At 57.8% G+C, this 3,553-nt stretch carries 5 protein-coding genes; all 5 read right to left on the bottom strand.

The window, feature by feature from the left end; all coding sequences use genetic code 11:
- A partial coding sequence (locus LHW45_11160) for a nitrogenase molybdenum-iron protein subunit beta (GenBank protein ID MCB5286127.1) occupies nucleotides 1-805 on the bottom strand: 805 nt, incomplete at its 3' end.
- A 23-nt stretch (nucleotides 806-828) separates the two neighbouring features.
- Nucleotides 829-2,466, bottom strand: a complete 1,638-nt coding sequence (nifD, locus tag LHW45_11155) for a nitrogenase molybdenum-iron protein alpha chain (GenBank protein ID MCB5286126.1) — start codon at nucleotides 2,464-2,466, stop codon at nucleotides 829-831.
- A gap of 18 nt (nucleotides 2,467-2,484) precedes the next feature.
- Complete coding sequence (locus tag LHW45_11150; GenBank protein MCB5286125.1) at nucleotides 2,485-2,859, bottom strand: P-II family nitrogen regulator; 375 nt, start codon at nucleotides 2,857-2,859, stop codon at nucleotides 2,485-2,487.
- Nucleotides 2,856-3,203 carry a P-II family nitrogen regulator gene (locus tag LHW45_11145; protein MCB5286124.1) on the bottom strand — a complete coding sequence of 116 codons (348 nt, stop codon included), beginning with the start codon at nucleotides 3,201-3,203 and terminating at the stop codon, nucleotides 2,856-2,858. Before LHW45_11145 ends, LHW45_11150 begins: the two co-directional genes overlap by 4 nt.
- Before the next feature lie 241 nt (nucleotides 3,204-3,444).
- Nucleotides 3,445-3,553 (bottom strand): nitrogenase reductase (gene nifH / locus LHW45_11140; GenBank protein ID MCB5286123.1); only part of this gene is annotated, 109 nt, incomplete at its 5' end.

The raw sequence follows: 3,553 nt of genomic DNA, 5'->3' as shown, positions 1-3,553 counted from the left end.
CAAAGGGCATGTCCAGGATCCGGCAGGGCACCTTGTACTTGGTGTCGAGCAGGCGGGCCGCGTCGGCCGAACACCATTCACCCATGGCCAGGGTGCCGATGGCGTCACCACATCCTTTCAGTTCGGCCACGGTGACCCCGCCCTGGGGAAACATGTGGTATTCGCCGGAAAGCGGACCGTTGAGCACGCCGGAGGTGTCCGGGAAAAGGGTGATATTCGTCCCAACCATTGTGGCCAGCCGTTTGATCTCTTCCATGTCCGACGGTTCAACCCAGCCGGGAATGACGTTGACCTTGCCGTTTTTCTTGCCCGTGGGCTCGGCCAGATCGGCCATGGCCTTGACCATGTTGGAGAAGCCGGTCACGTGCGAGCCGACGTAGCTGGGGGTCGAGGCGCCGACCAGGGTCTTGCCCTCCGGTACGTTGCCCTCTTTCCGGGCCTTGTCAAAGATCTGGTTGAGATCGTCGCCAATGGTCTCCGACAGACAGGTGGTATGCACGGCGATCACCTCAGGATTATAGACGGTGAAAATGTTGTTGATCGCCTGCAGCAGGTTGGCCTGACCGCCGAACACCGAGGCGCCTTCGGTGAACGAACTGGTGGCCGCGGAAACCGGCTCCTTGTAATGCCGGGTCAGAGCGCTGCGGTGGTAGGCGCAGCAGCCCTGGGACCCATGGCTGTGGGGGAGACAGCCCTGGATGCCCAGAGCCGCGTACATGGCGCCGATGGGCTGGCAGGTCTTGGCCGGATTGATGGTCACGGCCGTGCGCTCGTTTATTTCTTTGGGTGTATGTCGAAGTAGCATTGTCTTGCCCTCTTGGTTGATGCTTATTCCCACACGTAGGTGGCTGTGAGTTCGGAGCTTTCCTGCCAGGGGGCCTTCATGTAGCTCCAGACCTTGCTGTTCACCAGTCGGTCGATTTCCTTGTAGAAATTAACCGCGCCCTTAAACCCGGCATAGGGGCCGCCGGAATCGTAGCTGTGGAGCTGTTTCATGGGGATGCCCAGCTTCTGGATGGAAAATTTTTCCTTGATGCCGGCGCAGAAGATGTCCGGTTTCATCAGTTCCACCAGTTTTTCCGCCTCGTACTGATTGAGATCGTCAATGACCAGCGAGCCAGCCTCCATGTCCGGCATGATGCCGTCGTACTCCTTGAAGGTATAGCCTTGCTCTTCCAGCGCCTTCAGTTCCGCCTCGGTCTTGCGCGGCTTGAAGCGTACCGGATCGGCCTCAACCTCGATCTCCTCGATGTTCCGGCTGTCCGCATCCACTTTGAGGTGGGGGATGACTTGACGGCCTTCGTAATCGTCGCGATGGGCGAATTCGTAACCGGCACTCACCGTTTTCATGCCCATCTCGGCAAAGAGTTCCTGGTAATGGTGCGCCCGGCTGCCACCGACAAAAAGCATGGCGGTTTTTCCTTGGGTGCGCGGCAGGACCTCTTCGCGAACCGCCTCCACTGTGGGCATCTCCTCGGCAATGACGGCTTCGACCCGGTCAATCAACGCCTGGTCGCCGAAATACGCGGCAATCTTGCGCAAGGACTTGGCCGTGGCCTTGGCACCGATGAAGTTGACCTTGACCCACGGAATGCCGAACTTGGTTTCCAGCATGTCGGCCACGTAGTTGATCGAGCGATGACACATGACGCAGCTCAGGTCCGCGGTGTGGGCCGAGGCAAACTGATCGTAGGTCGAGTTGCCGGAAAAAGTGGAAATGGTGCTGATGCCGCATTTCCGCAAAATCCGGTCGATCTCGAAACCATCGCCGCCGATGTTGTACTCACCCAGCAAGTTGATCTTGAACTCGCCGGGTTTGACCGCATCGTTTTCACCGACGATGTGGGTGAAGATCTGGTTGTTGGCGATGTGGTGGCCGGCGGACTGGGACACGCCCTTGTAGCCCTCGCAGCTGAAGGCAAAGACGTTGCAATCACCCAGCTTTTCCTTCATGGTCCGAGCCACGGTGTGGATGTCGTCGCCGATCAATCCCACCGGGCAGGTGGCAAAGATGGTGATCGCCTTGGGGTGGAACAGGTCATAGACCTCCTGAATGGCAGCGGTTAGTTTCTTCTCGCCACCGAAGATGATGTCCGAGTCCTGCATGTCCGTGGAGAAACAGTAGGGCATGTAGTTCTCGCCGTCCGGGCCGGGATCGGTCTGGTTGCGTCGGGTCAGCCAGGCGTAAAAGCTGCAGCCGATGGGGCCGTGCACCAGGTTGACCACGTCCCTGGTGGGCCCCATGATCACACCCTTGCAGCCGGCGTAGGTGCAGCCGCGCATGGTGATAATGCCCGGAATGGTGCGCACATTGGCGGTGATTTCCGGTGTGGTGTTTTCCTGGGCCTCGTTGATGAGGATCTGTTTGGCCCGTTTGCGGGCCACCTTGGCCGGATATTGTTTCAGCAGCTCTTTTTTAATGTCCGTGGGTGCCCACTGAACGAGCTTTTTCTTTGCAGTTGCCATGTGACTCTCCTTGGGCGCTCAGACTATTGATTTCGTACCGGATTCGCCCGTGCGTACGCGGACGGCGTCTTTGAGCGGCAGGACGAAAATTTTGCCGTCGCCCGGCTTTCCGGTCTTGTTGACGCTGATAATGGAGTCAACCACGGTGTCGACAAAATCGTCTTCCACCACAATGGTGACCACCCGTTTGGGATACAGTTTGCCTTTCTCCCCCAGGAGAGAAGCTGCCTCTTCATAACCATCCTCGGCGCCGGCCAGGATGTGGGTATTGATAAAACCCACCCCTCTGCCGTTGGCTTCATGGGCGAAAAACGCATCCACTCCGGCCTCGGTCAACGCCTTCTTGGTCTGGTTCATCATGTTCATGCGCACAATGGCGATCACCTCTTTCATGCCGGAACCTCCACTGCTCCTTCCTTGACGCCGGAGCTGATGGTGTAGGCGCATTCCACTTCGCTGAGAAAGATCTTGCCGTCGCCGAAGGCGCCTTTGGTGCCGGAGCGGGCGGTGTTCATGATGGTGTTGATGACGAAATCTTTGTCCTCTTCCTGAATGACGCTCATCAGCATGGTTTTGGGGATTTCGTCGTAGGTCACCTCGCCGATTTTGATGCCGCGCTGCTTGCCGCGGCCGGCAACCGAGTATTTAGTGACTGCGGGGAATCCCGCATCCATCAGGGCGGCAAGAACGGCGTCTGCTTTTTCAGGTCGGATGATGGCGCGAATCATTGTCAACATTTGGAGCTCCTTGGCTGGTTAGTTGTTGAGTTGTTTAGTCGCAGGGGTCAGGTTGTTGGGGTTTGGGTCGCAGGGGTTTAGGCTGCAGGATTCAGGTGTTTAGGCTGTAGGGGTTTAGGCTGTAGGGGTGGAAGCTGCAGGGGCTGAGCTTTTTTGCAAAAGTCATCTTAACCCGCTGTTTTTCCTACAGCCTGAAAGCCTAACAGCCTACAGCCTGAGGCCTGAGGGCCTACCGGCCCTCCTACGCCTCCATCAGCCCGTAGTCCATGAGCAGTTGTTCCAGTTCTTCGATCTGCAGAGGTTTGGGGATGACGAACATCTGGTTGCCATCGATGGCCCTGGCCAGGCTG

Source organism: Candidatus Cloacimonadota bacterium (assembly GCA_020532085.1).
In the GTDB taxonomy this organism is placed as follows: Bacteria; Cloacimonadota; Cloacimonadia; order Cloacimonadales; family Cloacimonadaceae; genus Syntrophosphaera.
This window is presented reverse-complemented; position numbering and strand designations above follow the sequence as displayed.

Excerpts from the sequence above, each read along its gene's own strand:
- nifD (MCB5286126.1), bottom strand. The coding sequence starts at position 2,466 with ATGGCAACTGCAAAGAAAAAGCTCGTTCAGTGGGCACCCACGGACATT.
- LHW45_11150 (MCB5286125.1), bottom strand. The coding sequence starts at position 2,859 with ATGAAAGAGGTGATCGCCATTGTGCGCATGAACATGATGAACCAGACC.
- LHW45_11145 (MCB5286124.1), bottom strand. The coding sequence starts at position 3,203 with ATGTTGACAATGATTCGCGCCATCATCCGACCTGAAAAAGCAGACGCC.